The sequence below is a fragment of the Paenibacillus sp. NPDC058898 genome, assembly GCF_049316025.1.
GTDB lineage: Bacteria > Bacillota > Bacilli > Paenibacillales > Paenibacillaceae > Paenibacillus_AQ.
Map to the genome: position 1 here is coordinate 1 of NZ_JBMOSM010000010.1, position 18,631 is coordinate 18,631.

The window sequence follows — 18,631 nt, forward strand, 5'->3', positions numbered from 1 at the left end:
TGTATTAGGCACGCCGCCAGCGTTCGTCCTGAGCCAGGATCAAACTCTCCAATAAAGTTTGACTTGCTCATTTCTTAACTGACGAGAATTTGTTCAATTCTCTATTTCAACGTTCCACCTAAGTGGTTCGTTTTACTCACTCGTTGTTCAGTTTTCAAAGATCAACTTCTTCGTTCGTCGCCAACATTTTATCTCGTTAGCAACTCTTATATCTTATCACATCCGCTCGATCATCGCAAGCTTTTTTTGAATTTATTTTTCAAATTCATTTTGGCTTGTTGACCCAAGCGATTGTTTCGACCGTATTTCTTGGCCGGAAATATAATATACCATGGGTGGAACTAGAATGCAAGTCTTTTTCAAAAGTTTTTTTCATAGAATTGCTCTCTATCTAATATAAGGACCACTAAATATAGTATAGGCTGTGACACTCCTACAATAAAAGCCACATTCTTATCGGATATACACATGTGTGCGTAATGAGCAGATGTCAATTACAGTCCCATAATGAAATAGAAAAGAAACAGAACCCTTTTTCGCTCCTGCTCTTGATGACATGTCTACTCGATGACGGAACCCTTCTATAATAATATGACCAACTTAGCCCTCAGCTTTCCAACATCCTGTTATCTTAGTAAAAAGCCGTTCATGCATTTGTAGACATAAAAAAAGCGAAAGCCCCGGATAGATACCCGAAGCCTTCGCTTTAATTGTTCATTAGAATAGAATTCCGAAACTATTCGGCACCGAGGAAAGCGTACCGGATCAAAATGATCACAAACAGGATCCACATTAGCCAGTGCACCTTGGTGTCTGTACGTCCAGTCAGCTTGCCGAATACTGCAAGAATCACATAAGCAATGATACCGGCAGAGATACCGTTTGCGATACCGCCAGTGAAAGGCATCAGGATGATGGTCAAGAATGCCGGGAACGCCTGCATGAAGTCATCCCACTCGATATCGCGTACCTGACTCATCATCAGTACACCGACAATGACAAGCGCTGGAGCTGTAGCAGCCGAAGGAACAACCAGAGCAATCGGAGCTAAGAACAATGCCAGAATAAAGAGTACGCCAGTAGTAACCGCAGTCAAACCTGTACGTCCACCCTCTGCAACACCGGAGGTACTTTCTACGAAAGCAGTGATTGTACTTGTTCCAAGGAATGCGCCCGCGCTTACGCCGCCGGCATCCACGAGCATCGCTTTACCAAGCTTCTTCTCGCCTTCCTCTTTGTTCTTCAGGAGTCCCGCACGGCCTGCGGTACCAACCAATGTACCGAACGTATCGAACAGTTCAACGAATGTAAAGATGAAAATAACTTCTAGAAGACCCATGCCAAGCGCGCCCTTCAAGTCCATCTGACCGACAGCCAGATTATCAAATGAAGGAATCCAGCTTGCAGTACTCAGACCTGACAGATCGGTTACTCCCATTGGAATACCAATCAGCGTTGTCAGCACGATACCGATAAGCAAGGCGCCCTTCAATTTGAGAACCATCAGGATGGCGATCAGGAACAGCCCGATTATCGCAAGCAGCGTATCTTTGTTCTGAATGAAATTCCCAAGACCAAGATTGAAGGCACCGCCTGGTACCGGATGAGTAATATCCGTTCCTGGGTTAATGGAAGCCGTCACGATGTTGCCTAGCTTAAGACCAACGATGGTAATGAACAAACCGATACCGACCGTAATGGCAATCTTTAAATTGTTTGGAACCGCAGTCAGCAGCATTTGGCGGACTTTGGTAACCGTAAGAATAATGAAGACAATACCGGAGATGAATACTGCACCGAGTGCGGCCTGCCAAGTAATCGCTCCGTTCGAGCTTAATACAACTGTCATGAAATATGCGTTCAAACCCATACCTGGTGCCAACGCAACCGGAATGTTAACGAAGAAGCCCATCGCCATCGTCACAAGGCCGGCACCTACTGCAGTAGCGAAAAATACGCCTTCCTGCGGAATACCTGCGCCATCAGGACCCAGGAACAGATTGTTGACCAGCAGGATGTAAGCCATGGTCATAAATGTCGTCAAGCCTGCGATAATCTCGGTTCTTACATTTGTTCCGTGTTCCTTTAGTTTAAAGAAACGCTCCATTGTAGAGATATCCCCCTTAAAATTAATGACCGACAACATACAAAAAGACCCTAAGGATAAATCCCCAGGGCCATCGCTTGAAAAAAGAGCCGCAAAATAATCATTCGCATGCTGCCAGGCAGCATCCTTATCGAATAACCGGCTGCTGCTTTATGGAGCGGCGCTCCATAAACAGGCCGATATCTCGAATGCTGGACGAGTCCGCATCATTATATTGCCGCTCTTCTTTTCGTAGCGAGATCATTACGGTGACCTGTAGAGACTCCCGGGCCCATTCCCAGGATTATACGAAAAAGCTCGTTATTTGTAGTTGTCATGTCAGTTTCTACACATATTCTAGGACGAGAAGCCCAATCTTGTCAACAACAAAAGCGAATATTATACTTGTCAATTTAAAGAAATGTTCGGAAATTGATGCTTCGCCACCTATTGATTCTAGGACAACTGAACTACATACGACAAAATACATCATGGAATATTGCGCACATGATCACTGAAAACCGTTCGGGAGGTGTTTCACTCGATGGTAGCAGAAGCAGTCGAAACCGGATTGTTTCCCACGCAGGGGAAATTGGGATCGTGTGCTCCTCAGGAGAAACTTATTGCTATTTTACCGACAGCATGGTGGGTTTCACTTAATGCCTGGGCATCGTAGAGCCCTTTTTGCGAAAAAGGAAACGTAGCTCCCACTACCGATCTTACTTTTTTTTGCTCCAACAGATCTGCTATTTCCTGAAGCTGCTGACCATTGGGATCCAGCCATATATTTTTGGCAGTTACGTCGTATTCTCTTACCAACTCCTCATCAAAATCGCTGACAATCGATATGATTCGCCCGGTGTGTTTTTTCAACACTTTAAAGCTGTTCTTCTGAACGTCACCGCCCATCGTATCGAACACAACATCCACATCCGATAATACATCTTGAAATGGGGTCGTGCGATAGTCAATAATCTGATCAGCTCCAAGTGAAGCCAGCAGTTCATGATTACGCTCACTAGCGGTCGTAATAACGTAGGCTCCCGCTTGTTTGGCAAACTGGATAGCGAACATCCCAACACCGCCTGCGCCTGCGTGGATCAATATCTTCTCTCCTTTGGTCAGTTCACCATGTGTAAAAAGCGCCTGCCAAGCAGTCAGCCCTGCGAGCGGAACGGATGCGGCTTCCTCCCATGAAATAGCAGCAGGCTTACGCGCCAGCAGGTGTTCATCCACCAAAGTATATTCGGCATAAGTGCCAAAACGAGTCGTTTCCGGACGGGCAAACACTTCGTCTCCCAATTTCCAATCCGTTACCTCGTGCCCAATTTCTGAAATTGTCCCGGCAACATCCCAACCTAAAATAATCGGGAACTCCCAATCCATCATTTGTTTTAAATAGCCTTCACGGAGCTTCCAGTCAATTGGATTTATCGAGGTGGCGGCCACCTTAACTAAGACCTGATGAGCTTGTGGTGTAGGGGTAGGTACTTCTCTTTCCTGTAGTTCTTCCTTGCCCCCATATCGATCAATGACGATAGCTTTCATTCTTTTTCCTCCTCCGTCTTGGTTCAACTTCCTTTTAGGACTTGGCTCAACCTCCTAAACGCTCGCACCTAACTTTTGCACCTTTACGTATTATTGATCTTATTACACAAAAGATGCATACAATAAAACCATGGGCATCTATCCGTCTATTGATTACAGGAAAAAGTTCGTGTGGTACAACCACACATAAAAAAGCCTTCAATCCCACAGATGTTGGATTGAAGGCTTTTGTTTTAGTACAGCAGAAAATAAACTACTCCCACTCGATCGTTGCTGGCGGTTTGGACGTCACGTCATACACGATACGGTTGACGTTCTCGACTTCGTTCACGATGCGGACGGAGATTTTCTCCAGCACATCCCATGGGATACGCGCCCAGTCCGCTGTCATGCCGTCAATGGAGGTAACGGCACGGATACCTACGGTGTAGGAATACGTACGTGCATCACCCATTACGCCGACACTCTTCATGTTCGGAAGCGCCGTGAAATACTGCCAGATCTCGCGATCCAGTCCCGCTTTCGCGATTTCTTCGCGCAGGATGTAGTCGGAATCACGAACGATTTGCAGCTTGTCCTCCGTTACTTCACCCAGTACGCGGATCGCAAGACCCGGGCCAGGGAAAGGTTGACGGTGAACGATCTCATCCGGCAAACCAAGCTCCTCGCCGACTTTACGAACCTCATCCTTAAAGAGAGCTTTCAACGGCTCGATCAGCGTGAATTTCATGTCTTCAGGCAGCCCACCGACATTGTGGTGGGATTTGATCGTATGCGCCGTGTCCGTACCACTCTCCACGATATCGGTATACAGCGTGCCTTGTGCCAAGAATGCAAAATCATCAAACTTGCTGGACTCCTCATCGAATACGTAGATGAACTCGTTGCCGATGATTTTCCGTTTTTTCTCCGGATCGTCTACGCCTCTCAGCTTGGACAAGAAGCGTTCCTGAGCGTCAATCTTAACAACCTTCATATCAAACTTGCCAACGAAGGTTTCCATAACACTCTCAGCCTCGCCTTTGCGCAGCAGTCCATGATCGATGAACATGCATGTCAGCTGATCACCGATTGCCTTGTGAATCAACATGGCCACAACGGAGGAATCAACGCCGCCGCTCAGCGCGCACAGCACTTTTTGCTCGCCGACAACTTCGCGGATTTCGCGAACCTGGTCCTCGATAAAAGTCTCCATGCTCCAGTTGCCTTCACAACCACACACTTCGTACAAGAAATTCTTGATCATTTCATTACCATGGACGGAGTGACGAACTTCCGGATGGAACTGCACGCCGTACAGCTTCTTATCCTCGTTACTCATCGCAGCGATCGGAGCGGATTCCGTTCCTGCATCCAGCTTAAAGCCGGTAGGCAGCGATACCACATGATCACCATGACTCATCCACACGGTTTGTTTTTGCTCAATCCCTTTGACAAGCGTCGAGTTTGGAGCAAATTCCAATTCGGCTTTACCGTATTCGCGTTTCGAAGCACGTTCTACTTTTCCGTCCAGTTGTTGAGCCATCAGCTGCATGCCGTAACAAATGCCGAAAATCGGCAGTCCCAGATCATAGATGGCTGGGTCCACATGCGGTGCATTCTCGGAATACACGCTGGAAGGACCTCCTGAGAAAACAATGCCGCGCGGGGAAAGTTCTTTGATTTTCTCAGCGGGCGTGTTGTATGGCAGAAGCTCACTATAAACGCCAAGATCGCGAATGCGTCGTGCTATAAGTTGGTTGTACTGTCCACCGAAGTCCAAAACGACGATGATTTCATTAGGCTTATTCATTACCGGGCCTCCCTTGATTAATGAAATTAATTATACGCAACCCGAATTCATACCGTCAAGAAAGAGGGCCTTTTGTTTTCATGCCAGTTTTTTGACAATTCTAATACATTGGCGTAAAAAGAGTACTTTTTCGGTACGGGACCACGGTTTATCATAGTATGCCGCCCGCTCCCAGCGCTGCGCAAACTGCTCCAGCTCCGCCCTGAATTCGACATCGGCAATCGACAAAGCATTGACGTATTGACGCATGGTCTGCCCTCTTTCCACATCTCCAAATCTTCGCTGGAGCTTGTCCCAAACCCACACCGAGGCCGATACGAGCCCCTCCCGCCTGCTTATCGCTATCGTTCTGGCCATCCTCATGAAGGCCAAGCTTTGGCGCACGGTCGGCATTTGATAAACAACTGCCACAAGGATGGGAAGAATCAATAGTAGAACGCCCCCAAACATCACAGGACTGATGGCGGCTATCAAAAAGAGTACTTTAACGACGCCGTAAAGCATGGAATTCCACATGCTGTTCCAGTACTTAAGCCCGGCAGAACCAAAATCACCGGCAATCGGAGGAGTGGATATCTGCTCGATGCCAAAGCCTGGGGTCGGATCAAATATCACCCAGCCTTGTCCCGGAAAAAAAACCTCAACCCATGCATGCGCATTCTTTTGGGCCACCTCATAACGATCAACCGTACCTGCTACCCGCTCACCCGGTGCAAATCCGGTCACGTAGCGTGCGGGAATGCCTTCAGATCGGAGCAGGACGGTCATTGTCGTAGCAAAATGAACGCAGTACCCTTCCTTCGTATCAAACAAAAAGTGATGCGTAAAATCCCGGCCCTCCGGTGGCACGGATGTTTGCAGCGTATACGTATAGTTCTTCTCCAAATAGGATTCGATAGCTTTTGCCTTTTCATACCTGTTCTCAGCGTCCAATGTGATCTTCTGCGCTAAATCCCTCACCATGAGGGGCAGCTCCTCAGGAAGCTGCAGGTACATCTCCTTCATATATTCGGGATCGTTGTTAGTTGCACTGCGGAGCGACTGCTCCTCCGGCTGACTATATACTGTTTCTATCGTATAACCGGATACCGCCCTATCGCCTTGCAGGGACACCGTTTCGGACAGACTGTCAACGGCAAGCCTCGGTGTACCTCTCTCTTTGGAGAAATGCATCTCCTTTACGCGGGTAATAATACCTCCGGACAACAAAGATTGCACGGGGGTATCTTGTTCAAAAGTCAGCGACTGAACGATCGTCTCTCCAGAAGGACGCTCCCAATACGGCAGGATGCCGCTCAAGTCTTCGGATAGTTTGACGGGCTTGCGGATGGAAGGATCTGCATCCCACTTCCGTCCGTCATACCGGTTATACGTATCCCCCCGCCAATAAGTCGGTTCAGGCGATTGGGCGGTAAAATACAACGCATCACTCAGCGTCAGCGGACCCCCTAAATCTTTTCCCTGGGAAGTATATCCGGCAACCTGAGAGGCAGGAATCGACGGTTCCGCGTTTCTCCAGAGCCGATCCCCCCATCCCGTCATACGTTCCGCCATTTCGGATATCGTTAATCCCATACCCGCCGAAGGCTCGCTAAAAGCTCCTCCCACTCGGGTCATTCCGGCGATTAGACAGGAAGCAAGCACCACCACCAGACTCCAGCGAAGCACAGGCAGCCCAGACAAGCGGCCAGATCGAACAGGCTCAGGGATGTCCGCTCCCCTATGGGTTGCCTCAACGGTTTCCTGCTTCAGCTTAAGAATCAGCATCATGCCCTGGGCCAGCAAAATATACAATACAGCCCGCAGCATATCACGGTATATGCTCTCCTCCATGGCGGATTCGAGCACTGCTAAATAAACCAGCGTCGAACCGCCAAACAACCACACGGTTCGGCGATACAAAGCCAGCATATGGACCGCGGATACCATGATAGCCCAGCCGACAAGCAGGATGATCGTTCTCGTTTCCTGGCTTAAGGCAGTAAACTCCCACACATTTCCGAATATCGAAACGTCACCCGGAAGTATAGCCGAAGCATAATCGGATAACCATGCCAGCGGATCGCTATATTCAAACAATCGGGCACACAGCCAGACCACCAGAACGGCGTTCAGCGGCAGCCATACCCAGCCCCGCAGCGTAAACAATCCTTGAAGCAGCAAGAATAAAGCCCAGATGAATAAGGTTTGCAGCATAAGATGGCCGCCCATGTCCCCTGCATCCCGAAGTGGCAAGAGCCACTCAGACAGCAGTCCCATAACCGGCAGAGTAATCAATATGCGATGAAGAAGCGTTCCGTGCGACAATCGGGAGACGAAAATATGGGGTACACTATGGGCTCCGGATATACTGGTCTTCCGATGGCCTCCTTCCCTAACGGGCGAGCTTTCCGGTTCGATCATGGCCGGCACCTCCTATCTGCATTGGCTTCCCTTCTGTCGGCTGTTCATGCAAATAAACCAGTCTCCCGCCTTTGCTGAAGAACTCTCGTGCCCATTCTGGCTTCGCCTGATTCTCCATTGGACTATTTGGACTAACCCATGAGCTTGAATTTCCAGCCGGTTTCAAGCGCTTTACACTTTGCGTACAGAAGATGGTAACCTTTCTGCTTCCAGCATTCAGCAGGTTGATCGCTGCAACAGCCGCTCCCTGATGAAAAACACCTGTGATAATCGCCCAATCTGTATTCTTTTGCGAGGGAGATAGAGACTTCTCGAAACTTCGGTTCCGTAAAGGATCTTTCCCGGTTAGCTGAACGGAGGCAAACGGTACTAACGTATCCTGGTGCGCCTTGAACACTCCCTTGTATTCGATTCGCCGATCCTCCATCCCATCCCCATCCATACATAGTTGATAGGGAACTTTGTAGCGGATGAGCCGAGATACAAATCCTGCTGCCGCAGATACTGCGGCTTCAAATGCATCCTCCGGTTTCAAGGCTCCAAGGCCTGCATACCCTTGGAGCGATGTATCCAGGACAACCCCCTGTCTTGATCCATAACCCTCATGCGGCATGAAGGATTGCAGGCGTCCGAGCTTCGCGGAATTCTTCCAATGAATCCGGTTCATAGGATCACCGGGAACATAGTCGCGCACGCCCGATCCTCTCATTTCATTCCAAACCTTGAAGCGTACCCGTTCATCTTCCATGTCCATATCGCTTCCATGCATGTGCACCTGGGCCTCCGGCCACGCGGAGGGCCTTGGCAGCACGATCATGCCGGCTGTATCGCTTTCCACACTCCGGCTTGTCCTGAACCAGCCGAACATATCGCCCCATTCCACCTCGCTATAGATCGAAGACCAGACTCCGCGGGGAACCTGGTTCAGTCTGTAGGTATACTCGAGCCTTCGCTTCAAGCCCGGGAACAGCAGCTTGCGATACTCCCTGCTGCCGATCCGGTCGGTTATGATAAGCCACGGCACGGGCAGAAGGGAACGATAAGTTACTTGAACCGTCATCTGAGCAGAATCACCAGCCTGTATGCACGAAGGAAAGCTTGTATGTGATATGGTGATTCGGTTTGGGCCCAGCAAGCTCGTTAAAGCCCCGCCAAGCAATAGAATCGTGGATGCCCACCATACAAGCCGCAGCGATTCCCCGCCTAACCAAACATAAAGGCCCAACGAAACGGACCAGATGGCCACTCCTCTCGACCATTCCAGCAGACGGCGTCTCATGACGGATTTCCCTTGCGGCTTCGCTGGCGCGGCAGATCAAACCTCGTAATGATGGACTCCACCATTTCATAAGAAGTTACGCCGGCAGCGCGTGCCTCATGAGACAGATGAATCCGGTGGGTCAGCACCGGTACGGCAACACGCAGGCAGTCATCCGGGATGACATACATTCGTCCTGTCAGAAACGCAGCCGCCTGTGAAGCGCGAAGCCACGCCAATGTCCCTCTCGGGCTAATCCCCAGGGTCACGCCCTGCTGTTTTCGGGAAGCATCGGCCACACTGACCATGTAACGTTTTATGGTGTCATCCACAAATACACGGGAAACCATCTGCTGCATCCGGATGAGCTCAGATCCCATCATAAGGGGCTTTAGATCGTCCAGTCTGGAACTGCCCATCCCCCGCTCCAGCAGCTCCAATTCGCCTTCTATATTGGGATATCCCAGCGATAATCTCATCAAAAAGCGATCCAGCTGCGCCTCCGGCAGACGGCTTGTCCCTTCATATTCATAGGGATTTTGCGTTGCCAGCAGGAAGAAGGGGGCCGGCAGCGGATACGTATGGCCGTCCACAGTAACGCGCCCCTCTTCCATCGCCTCCAGCAGCGCGGATTGTGCCCGTGGCGATGCCCGGTTAATTTCATCGGCCAGCACAATATTAGACATCACGGGTCCGGGCCTAAATACAAATTCTCCCGTATGCGGATAATAGACCGACGCCCCTGTAATATCACCTGGCATTAAATCATACGTAAACTGAATGCGGCTGAAATCACAGCCGATTAACGCAGCCACCGACTTCACCAGCATGGTCTTCCCGACTCCCGGCACGTCCTCCAGCAGCACATGACCTCCAGCCAGTAAGGCAATCATCGTTAACGAGATTTGCTCCTCATGTCCGACAATGACACTCCCGATCCGTTTGGTAACCCTCCCCAGAAGCTCAGGTGCCCACTCCGGATGATTTGCTTCTTCAGCATGAACGGATGAACTAAACAAGAACATCAACCTCCAACCTATATTCATAGATTATTAGATAGCGGTAACTTGGAATCTTGAATCTATGAATAGGTTTTCCAAGAAAGCAAGAAGATAGACGTCATTTGCTAGAAAAGGATTGGCCTTTCCTCCATGATTTATAGCGTACGGTCCACATAGCCTGATCAGAATCTACACGAAAAAGGCCAGCCCGTTGCTCACGGCTGGCCTCCAATTCATTCTACTTACATGCTGACTTTCATCGTTCACGTCCGATCATCATATTAACGATTCACAGCTTTAATCATTCCAATTCCAAATCCGGTCAAGGATCACCGCAGCCTGAGCACGCGTAAAGTACGCCTTAGGCACAATGCTGCCGTTCATGCCGCTCACGATGCCCGAACCTGCAAGCGCCGCTGCACTCGATTTGGCATACTCGGCAACCTGATCCCCATCAGCAAAAGAATCCAGAGACCCCTGTCCTTCCAGCTTCTTGCCGGCTGCCTCCAGAGCACGCTGCGTCATCACCATCATGTCCTGGCGTTTCATTGGCGTGTCCGGCAAGAAACGGTTTCCTCCGACACCTTGGGCCAGCCCAAGCTCTGCGGCAATCTGCACGTCTTCGTAATAATATGCCGAAGACGAAACATCTCCGAACGCTGCCCGGCCTTCGCCCGAGCCCTCCAGCTCCAACGCGCGTACGAGTATAACGAGGAACTCGGCTCGAGTAATCGGGTTCAACGGATTGAATCTCGTTTCGGTCTCACCTTGAATGATCCCGCGAGATACCATCATTTCGATCGCATCGATCGCCCATGGCACATGCTTCAGGTCATGAAAAGTCTTGAACGCGGAAGCGACTGCAAACGTGCCTCCATGCGGCAGCACAGCACGAACGATCCCATCTGCGGAATTATATCGGCTGTTGGAAAGCGGAACCCCGCGTCCGTTAGAGTCGATATTCCAAACTATGATATGATTCGGTCGTGCAAACTCTTCCTTGGTTGGGGAATAAGGCACCGACCAGATGAGACGAGGCGTGCCCTGTTTCCAGGACAAAGCCCGCTCGCCAGCAAGAACCTCTACCCGGAACACCGGACGATCGCCGATCTTCTCGCGAAGGGCCGCATCCAGGCTGCCGCCCGACGCTTTCTCCAGACGCAGCGTTACGGTTTCCGTATCCGTTACACCGGTCCCCTGAATCAACACGCTTGGCATTTCCAGCGTACCAAACTCCGTTTGGACTACGAGAACTGCCTGCGGATTCCCCAGTAGCCACTTACCCGCCAGCTGAATATCATAGGACTGGGCTCCTTTCTGCACCGGAACGTCTACAAGCGTCCGCTTCGTTCCGTCCGTTCCAGCCACTGCCCTTTCCAATGCCTGCTGAAGCATTAGGCTCGAGACTCCAACCGTGATCCGCCCGTCATGGTTCCGGATTTCGAGTGAAGGCGTGCTTGGAGCTGGACTCGTACTGCTTCCGCCACCGCCCGCAGTTCCACCGCTTCCTACGTTACCGCCGCTGTTATGTTCGCCGCCGCTTCCATCTCCTCCGCCGGGAGCGGAGCTCTTCGTAAATTCCAGCACGCCGAATCTGGTCGTGTTCTGATAGGATTGGCCGGTCGGATCCGACCATATGGCCACGCTGTCTCTTGTACCTTGGCCGTCTTCATCGTTGTTCACCTGAAAATCGAACCCGATCACAGTCCCTTTCTGCGGTTTAATCTTATCCAGGCCGATCGCTGCTTCAACGACATATCCCCCGTCGATTACCTTCGCTGCGGATGTAAAGTTATCCTCGCCCGCATGACCGCCAAAGGAACGCACATTGTTAAAGTTTATCCGGTACTGTCCATCATCTTCTTCGTAAACATCCGTCTTTCCATTATTCTGATCCACAAAAATCTCTACCGAATCCTGCTCCCATACGTTGGAACTCGCATCCGATAACAAGCTGTCGCTAATGACGGCATAAACGTACAGGTGATTCTCATCCCACAGAGTCCGGAATGTAGCGGTCGCGCCGCTGATTCCCTCGACCCACACGTTTGTTGCCAGTTCCCCGGCATCCTTCCAGATACCATCGAGCTCGCCGTCAACCTTCGGGGTGCCATAGCGGGCCTGGGCCGATTTCGGCGCGGCAGCGAGCGTAAGAATGCCGAGTCCGGTCTGATCGCTCTCCTGGGCATGCCTTGGATCGCTCCAGGACACCATCGCCCCATTCTTGCCATGCTCGGAGCCGTCATCCGTACCGGAATCCGTTACTCTGATATCGAAATAAATGTTGCCGCCCAGCGATCCTTTTCCGTTAAGCGGAAGCAGCGCTTCCCCTGCGTAACCTCCAGCGGTCTCTGCCGTGTTGGCGGCTCCACGCTGAATCCGGGCTTTTTGCAGGGTACCGTTCACCACAGCGAAGATGTCAACCTGATCTCCCGGAGATATCGATCCGTCCTTCACGTCAACCCTGACATACATATGCTCCTTGTCCCATAATGTCTTAAATTCAGCAGATAACGATCCTAGCTGATCCGTCTTAAGTGCCGGAACCAGATTCCATGCAAAATCCGGTTGTCCGTCGATGACTGCTGTACCTTCAATAGCCGTTCCGGTCTTTCTCACGATTGTTAATCGGGAAGGATCGACCATTCCCCAATAAGCAGGTTTGGCCTGATATTGCTTGTCAAAAGGAAACGGGGCATCCTGGCGGCCCGTCCCCGCGGGACGATCATGCAGCCAGGTATGGTCGTCTGCAATCCCCCAAAGGGTGACATTGCTGATCCAGCCCCCCTCTACGCCTGCATGAGCGCCCATTTGGTCCAGCCGCTTCAATTCTTCAAACAGCTCTTTGTATCGATAGCCTTGCTTGTCGAGCAATTCCTGAGGAACGGTCTGGTAGACGTCGGTATTGTTCGTGTACACCGAAACGTCCAGCTCGGTAAGCTGATTGTCAAAGCCCGCCTCGCCGAACATCCGGATGGAATCCGAGATTTGCTGGATGGACGGCCCGCTTATATTGATGTGCGTTTGATGGCCCAGGCCATCGATCGGAACGCCTTCCGCCTTCAACTGTTTCACAAGCTTCAGCAGGTAATCACGCTTCTTCGGATTGTGCGTGCTGTAATCGTTGATGTAGAGCTTGGCCTCGGGACCGGCTGCATCACGGGCCGCGTAAAATGCCGTACGAATATAATCCAGCCCCGTCATCCGGTACCACTGGCTGTCTCGCATGCCATCCGGACGCCCTTCGTCAATGACCTCATTCACGACGTCCCAATCCCGGGCGTCATCCTTGTAACGACCGACCACTTCATGGATGTAAGCTTCCAGCCGTTGAAGGACAAGCGCTTTATTCTCCGGCGTGGCATCGAGATAATGGCCCTGATCATCCTTCAGCATCCATTCGGCTCCTTGCTGGTGCCACAGCAGCGTATGGAACCGGAGGTTCATGCCATGATCCCTGGCATAATCCCTGATCAGATCCGCATTGGTAAAGTTATAGGTTCCTTCGCTCGGACTAAGAGATTCCGGTTTCATCACGTTCTCGGCAACAAGCGAATTGTAATGGTAATCGAGAAGCTCCTTGTGCACGCCGGACAGATGCTTGGGTTCAACGGCTGCCCCGATCTCGAAATACTCTTGGTACACATCCTTCAGTGCGGGAATATCCGTCTGAATGGAGCCCGGCAGTGCTATCTTAATGTCATCGATATAGAAATTGGAAAGATCCGAGGTTTCCATATACAGCTTCAATGTTTCCATATCCAAACTGAAGCCGAAGGTTCCTTTCAGCTCCACCCACTCCGTGCCGCTCGCCGAGGCTGAGGCGAGGGTCGTATAGGATGTGTCCGCTGCGCCCGCCGCTTTGTTCTCCATCGAAAGCGATATTTTGACCGGAGCGGCAGGCGCCTGCTCAAGCCTCGCATAGGCTGAGATCGTATACGTTTTTTGGCTCACCATGATGCCTTTCACGTCTCGGCTAGGTCCGTTCCAGTTGTTTGTCCGATCATGGACCTTTAATCCGTAGCCGCCGCTATGGGCAGCTTCTGGCACAGCTTCTACGGTCTCCGAATCGCGTGGTCCCCAATCCATCGTCGTTCCGTCTTCAAAATCCCATACGACCGTATTCTCTCCGCCCGGTACCTCATTCCCCGGGTCTGGTGCCGGCTCAATCAACCGAACCTTGAATTCGTCCATATAATAAGCAGCGTCCGGACTGCTCGGGCTTTGCAGATAAACCTGTAGGGCTGAAGCGTTAGCATCGTATTTATAATGGCCTTTCACCTCTACCCACCCGTCGGCAGTTGCATCGACCGGACTGCTGAAGTTCACGTATTCCGGCTCAGCTCCGGTTTGCTGCATGGCAAGCTGAAGCTTCTGAGACCCTTGGGTACCCTCCTTCAGATGGACAAATGCGGAAATTTCATAGGTAGCTCCCTTGTCCATCCGATTCGTGGCGGCTAGATTAAACCCAGGTCCGTTCCAGGTCTCCGTCCTTCCCTCCGTCAATAAACTCCCTGTCCCTTCATAGGCATAGGTCGCGGAAGTCACCGTCTCCGTCCCTCGCTTAAACCACCCCTCCGTCCCGCCATCAAAATGATGGTGAATCACCAGATTCTGATCAGCGGGCGTATGGGCCGGTTCAACTGCCGCCACACTCCAGCTGGGCGGAATGAGCAGCAGGGACGCGATCAGCATCAGGCTGATCTTCCTAATGATGGTTCTCTTAGACACGGAATGCTTACCTCCTCATTCGTTGCATATTTAGTCTGTCTTTTATCGAATTCTTGGTTATTCTTTGACGCTGCCCACGTTCAAACCAACAACGAAATATTTCTGCAAAAACGGATACACCACCAGAATGGGTACAGAAGCCACGACCGTTACGGCCGCCCGTATGGACAACGGCGTTACCATGGCGGCGGCAGAATCCTGGGTCATGCCTGCTCCAGCGGCCACATTCGGATTGCTGTTGGAATTCATGCTCGACGACAGCAGCTTCATGAGCTCATACTGCAGCGTGCTCAGCTTCTGCGTGGACGACGTATACAGGAACGCGTCAAACCATGTGTTCCATGCGCCTACTGCAACAAATAGCGCGATCGTGGCAAGCACCGGCTTGCACAGCGGGAAGATGATTTGCATGAAGATTTTGAAATCCCCCGCGCCATCGATTCTTGCGGATTCGACCAGGCTTTCGGGAAGGGTGCCGATATAGGTTCGGATCACAATCAGGTTGAAGGCACTTACCATGGACGGCAGGATGTATACCCAGAAGCTGTTAAGCAAATTCAGATCCTTGATGAGGAAATAACCCGGGATCAAACCGGCGTTAAAGTACATCGTTAACACAAATACAAGCGTAATCGGCTTGCGGAAGGCGTATTCGCGCCGGCTTAACGTGTAAGCCAGCATCGTCGTCAGGAAGATATTCAATACGGTGGAGAGCACGGTTCTAGCGACCGTGATCCAGAATGCGTCATAAATCGTTCCCGAAGCGAATACTGCCTTGTAATTTTGCAATGTCCACTCTCTCGGGAGCAGGTAGATTCCGCCGCGGATCGTATCGTTCCCCGCGTTGAACGACACCGCAATCGTGTTCAGGAACGGGTACAGCGTCACGATCACGAGGAAGACCATAAATACGGTGTTAAACGTATTAAACAGAACCGGCTCCACGCGCGTTCTGACGATATCTTTCTTCACGGGAGCGTTTGCCGCATTTGGCGGGCTGAGCTGCTGATTTCCCATGTCTATAACAACCTCTCTTCCCCAAGCCGCTTTGCGGTCCAGTTGGCAAGCAGCAGCATAGTGACGCTGACCACCGTCTTGAAGATCCCGCCGGCCGTTGCCATCGAGTAGTTCCCTTGCGCAATTCCATACTTCAGTACGAAGATATCGATCGTCTCCGCCCAATCCACCACAAGCCCGTTGCCAAGCAGATACTGCACTTCGAATCCGGCTTCAAGGATGTGTCCGATGGACATAATCAGCAGGATCACGATGGTTGCCTTGATGCCGGGCAGTGTCACATGGAGCATCTTGCGATAGCGGCTGGCCCCGTCAATTTCGGCGGCTTCGTAGAGCGCCGGATCAATGGAGGCAATGGCAGCCAAGTAGATGATCGTGTTCCAGCCCACCTCTTTCCAAACATGGGAGCTCCCGACGATGCCCCAGAAATATTTGCCTTCGCTCAACCAAAGAATTGGCTCCTGGATGATCTGCAGCTTCATCAACAGATCATTGATGATCCCATCCGAGGCCAGTGAGGTAGCCACGATGCCTGTTACGATAATCCAGGACAAGAAATGGGGCAGATACGAAATGGTCTGGACGGTTCTTTTCCAGAATACTTTCTTGATTTCGTTCAACAGGAGCGCCAAAATAATGGCGGTAACAAACCCAAGCACAAGATTGATCAAACTCATACCTACCGTATTGCGCAGCACGCGCAGGAAATTGTCGTCCGTAAACAGGAACTTGAAGTGTTTCATCCCCACCCACGTCTGTTGCCCGAAGTCCCTGGCCGGCTTGTAATCCTGGAAAGCCATCGTCCAGCCCCATACGGGAACGTAGGCAAACAGGATAATGTACAGCATCAACGGGACCGACATCATGATCAGCTGCTTCTGATTTTTGATGAGGGTCCATGTGATGGGCTGTTTCTTCCCCCTCTTGGGATTTCGCATGGCTCTTTTTTTCGCTAAGGTCTCATCCATTTCAAGCTGCTCTCCCCACCAACCTTAATTTTAGAAAGTGGAAGGCCAATAGCTCGCCTTCCACCCTCTGATCTTCAACCGGTTATTTGCTCCAATTGTCGATTCTCCATTGGATCTGTTCGTTAATTCGATCTTCATAGGCTTTGATGTTGATCTTTCCGATTTCGGCCGTATACTCGCTCCATGCCGATTCAAAATCAGCCGGTTTAGCCAGGATGGCCTTCGGCAGGTATTTGGTAGACAGGTCATTCAACTTCGTATTGACCACCTTCGCGTCGGATCCTTCAACCAAATCGATGGTCCATGCCGGGTAGGCCACCTCATTCTCCGGCGGCTCGCTGAAGAAGTCCACGTAGCTGTCAAAGCCGTAAGCTTCCAGGAACTTCTTGTCGTATTCCTTCAGGCCGGCTTTATACTCCTCAGGCTGAGCCGCCGCATCCGTGGCGTTGCCGTCACTGAAGCTTCCTTCGATTTTCGGCGCGAAGCCGAAGAAGGCATCCGCTTTGTTCGCCAATTTCCAGGTCCCGTCTGTAAACGCATCACGCTGCTCCTGCGTTTTCATAAAGCGGCCTTCCTCATTCACGATGTAATCCTCGCCTTCGATTCCCCAGCTCAATACTTTCTGCCAATCCTCCATAATCAAGGCGTCGAGCAGCTTCAAGATTTTGACCGGATCCTTGGCATTCACGCTGATGCCGAAGCCATTGTTCAGGTTCAGCGGCCCCCGGTCGCGGTAGTGATCCTTGATGCTCTCGTCGTAGACCAGCGGAAGGCCTACATACGTTCTTTCATCCTTGCCCTGCGTAATCAGGGAATTCTCTGCGTTTTGGAAGTTCCAGTGCTGGTCGAACATCCCCAGCACCGTCCCACTGGACAGCTTGGCCAGATACTGGTCATAGTTCTGCACGAAGGTCTCTTTATCAATCAGGCCCTGCGCATTCATCTCGTTCAGTTTCTGGTAGTACTGCTTAGCATAATCCTTGTTGGCAAACACCTCGGCAGCGCCATTCTTAACGACGACGCCGCCATCGTTCGGATGTCCGATCAGATGCTGCGGCGCATTGAACAGCCCCCAGTTTCTCCAGTCATAATTCAGGATCTCGAACCCGATCGTCGGGCTGCCGTCAATCGTCGGATATTTCTCTCTATATTTGGCGATCAAATCAAAATATTGGTCCAGCGTCTTTACCTTCGGATATCCGAACTCCTCCAGCACGGCCTTCTGAATCCAGAATGCCGGACCCGAATACCATGTGCTGTTCAGCTTGCCGTTGAACACGCCATAATTCGGAAGAATATAGATATGTCCGTCATTCGGGTCCTTCATCATGTTCCAGTAGTCTTCATAATGCTTTTTCAAGTTGGGAGCATGCTCTTCAATCAGATCTTCCAGCGGAATATAAGCGCCTGCCGCTGTAAGCTTCGTATTTCCGGTCATCATATCCGGATAATCAGAACCGGCAATCATAACGCCCAGTTTCTGATTGATATCGCCGGCCAGAAACTCAAAGTTAAAGGTGGCGCCGAGTTCATCCTTGATTTTCTTATAGATTTTGTTATCCGGTGTCGGCTGCTGCCCAGCCTCCCCAATAAAAACGCTCACCTCAAATGGTTCGACCTTATTCCCGTCCGTCCCGGGTGTTGTTTGTTCAGCGGAGTCCTTTGGTTCCGGCTTGGCCCCGTTATTCCCGTTTCCGCCCCCGCAGCCCGTAAGGACGATGCTAAGCGACAACAGCAACACCGTGCTGAGCCGAAGCCATGATTTTGTCTTTCCCCCCATAAAAGCACCTCCGTCATAATGTGGTTACACCGTTGGTTAAAATGCCT

At 51.1% G+C, this 18,631-nt stretch carries 10 protein-coding genes and 1 riboswitch; all 10 genes read right to left on the minus strand.

What is annotated here, in order from left to right; genetic code table 11:
- Window positions 1–736: 736 nt before the first annotated feature.
- The 10 genes from ACOZB4_RS23590 to ACOZB4_RS23635 all read right to left on the minus strand — a co-directional run bounded on the left by ACOZB4_RS23590 (window position 737) and on the right by ACOZB4_RS23635 (window position 18,584).
- Entirely contained in the window at window positions 737–2,107 is a 1,371-nt protein-coding gene (locus ACOZB4_RS23590; RefSeq protein ID WP_213647789.1) for an NCS2 family permease, read from the minus strand.
- 212 nt (window positions 2,108–2,319) lie between these two features.
- A riboswitch (purine riboswitch) is annotated at window positions 2,320–2,418 on the minus strand.
- A gap of 277 nt (window positions 2,419–2,695) precedes the next feature.
- The gene (locus ACOZB4_RS23595; protein WP_379414558.1) at window positions 2,696–3,634 is read right to left on the minus strand and encodes an NADP-dependent oxidoreductase; all 939 of its coding nucleotides are present in this window, start codon (window positions 3,632–3,634) and stop codon (window positions 2,696–2,698) included.
- Between the two features lie 253 nt (window positions 3,635–3,887).
- Window positions 3,888–5,426, minus strand: coding sequence for a glutamine-hydrolyzing GMP synthase (gene guaA / locus ACOZB4_RS23600; RefSeq protein WP_076325868.1), 1,539 nt, complete (start codon window positions 5,424–5,426; stop codon window positions 3,888–3,890).
- A gap of 78 nt (window positions 5,427–5,504) precedes the next feature.
- Window positions 5,505–7,829, minus strand: coding sequence for a transglutaminase domain-containing protein (locus ACOZB4_RS23605; RefSeq protein WP_379414557.1), 2,325 nt, complete (start codon window positions 7,827–7,829; stop codon window positions 5,505–5,507).
- Window positions 7,801–9,108: a DUF58 domain-containing protein gene (locus ACOZB4_RS23610; protein WP_379414556.1), complete on the minus strand. Its 1,308-nt coding sequence runs from the start codon at window positions 9,106–9,108 to the stop codon at window positions 7,801–7,803. Before ACOZB4_RS23610 ends, ACOZB4_RS23605 begins: the two co-directional genes overlap by 29 nt.
- Complete coding sequence (locus tag ACOZB4_RS23615) at window positions 9,105–10,112, minus strand: AAA family ATPase (RefSeq protein WP_379414560.1); 1,008 nt, start codon at window positions 10,110–10,112, stop codon at window positions 9,105–9,107. Before ACOZB4_RS23615 ends, ACOZB4_RS23610 begins: the two co-directional genes overlap by 4 nt.
- Window positions 10,113–10,385: 273 nt before the next feature.
- The gene (locus tag ACOZB4_RS23620) at window positions 10,386–14,819 is read right to left on the minus strand and encodes an endo-1,4-beta-xylanase (RefSeq protein WP_379414555.1); all 4,434 of its coding nucleotides are present in this window, start codon (window positions 14,817–14,819) and stop codon (window positions 10,386–10,388) included.
- 57 nt (window positions 14,820–14,876) lie between these two features.
- Complete coding sequence (locus ACOZB4_RS23625) at window positions 14,877–15,836, minus strand: carbohydrate ABC transporter permease (RefSeq protein WP_339292410.1); 960 nt, start codon at window positions 15,834–15,836, stop codon at window positions 14,877–14,879.
- 2 nt (window positions 15,837–15,838) lie between these two features.
- Window positions 15,839–16,804: an ABC transporter permease gene (locus ACOZB4_RS23630; RefSeq protein ID WP_379414554.1), complete on the minus strand. Its 966-nt coding sequence runs from the start codon at window positions 16,802–16,804 to the stop codon at window positions 15,839–15,841.
- 82 nt (window positions 16,805–16,886) lie between these two features.
- Window positions 16,887–18,584 carry an ABC transporter substrate-binding protein gene (locus ACOZB4_RS23635; protein WP_379414553.1) on the minus strand — a complete coding sequence of 566 codons (1,698 nt, stop codon included), beginning with the start codon at window positions 18,582–18,584 and terminating at the stop codon, window positions 16,887–16,889.
- Window positions 18,585–18,631 lie beyond the last annotated feature (47 nt).